Raw genomic sequence first — 1441 nt, forward strand, 5'->3', positions numbered from 1 at the left:
GCTGGTCAAACAGCGCGCCGCGGCCGGCGCGGTCCATATCGACGTCGGCTTCTGGGGCGGCGCGATCCCCGACAACGCGGGGGAGCTGCGACCGCTCCACGACGCGGGCGTCTTCGGCTTCAAATGCTTCCTGTCGCCCTCCGGCGTCGAGGAGTTCCCCGAACTCGACCGGCGGCAACTCGCCGCCGCCATGACGGAGATCACGGACTTCGGCGGGCTGCTCATCGTGCACGCCGAGGCCCCCGACCGGCTCGACCAAGCCCCGCGGCGCACCGGACGGCGCTACGCCGACTTCCTCGCCTCCCGGCCGCGTGCCGCCGAGAACGACGCCGTCACCACCCTCGTCGAGCTCGCCGCCCGGCTCGGCGCCCGCGTGCACGTACTGCATCTGTCCTCCGGCGACGCGCTGCCGCTGATCGCCGAGGCGAAGCGCGCCGGAGTCCGGCTGACCGCCGAGACTTGTCCGCACTTCCTGACCCTCGCGGCGGAGGAAGTGCCGGACGGCGCGACGGAGTTCAAGTGCTGCCCGCCCATTCGGGAGGCGGTCAACCAGGACGCGCTGTGGGCCGGTCTCGCCGACGGCGTCATCGACTGCGTGGTCTCCGACCACTCGCCCTGCACCCCGGAACTCAAACACCCCGACACCGGGGACTTCGCCACCGCCTGGGGCGGCATCTCCTCCCTCCAGCTCGGCCTGCCCGCCGTCTGGACCGCCGCCCGGCGGCGCGGCCACACCCTGGACGACGTCGCGCGCTGGATGTCCACGGCCCCCGCCCGGCTCGCCGGGCTGCACGCCAAGGGGGCCATCGAGGCGGGCCGCGACGCGGACTTCGCGGTCCTCGCGCCCGAGGCCGCCTTCACCGTCGACCCCGCCGCGCTCCACCACCGCAACCGGATCACCGCCTACGCCGGGCGCACCCTGCACGGCGTCGTACGGTCCACGTGGCTGCGCGGCCACAAGATCGCCGACGGCGGGGTTCCCACCGCCCCCACCGGCCGGCTCCTCGAAAGGACGCAGCACGCATGAGTACGGGCACGGGCACCGACATAGGTGCCGGCATCCCCCGCTTCACCGGCGACGCCGCCCCATTCCACGGCGGCGACCCCTACGCCGACTACCGCACCGCCGCCTTCCCCTTCACCGACCTGCCCGACCTCGCCGACCGGCTGCTGGGCGCGGGCGTCATCGCCGCCAACGACGAGTTCTTCGCCGAACGCGAGAACCTGCTGAAGCCCGACACCCCGCGCTTCGACCCCGAGCACTTCGGCCACAAAGGCAAGATCATGGACGGCTGGGAGACCCGACGCCGCCGCGGCGCCACCGCCGAACACCCGCACCCCGCCCACGACGACCACGACTGGGCGCTCATCCGGCTCGGCGTCCCCGGCGTCGTACGCGGCCTCGTCGTCGACACCGCCCACTTCCGCGGCAACTACCCGG

1 protein-coding gene and 1 pseudogene are annotated in these 1441 nt (G+C 73.6%); both read left to right on the forward strand.

The window, feature by feature from the left end:
* On the forward strand, positions 1–1027 hold a 1027-nt coding region (gene allB / locus ACFU99_RS43565), incomplete at its 5' end, for an allantoinase AllB (protein ID WP_384404306.1).
* Positions 1024–1441 (forward strand): annotated as a pseudogene (locus ACFU99_RS43570) (allantoicase); the annotation flags it as partial. The gene allB and the pseudogene ACFU99_RS43570, both read left to right, overlap by 4 nt.

Source organism: Streptomyces sp. NPDC057654, from assembly GCF_042800135.1.
In the GTDB taxonomy this organism is placed as follows: Bacteria; Actinomycetota; Actinomycetes; order Streptomycetales; family Streptomycetaceae; genus Streptomyces.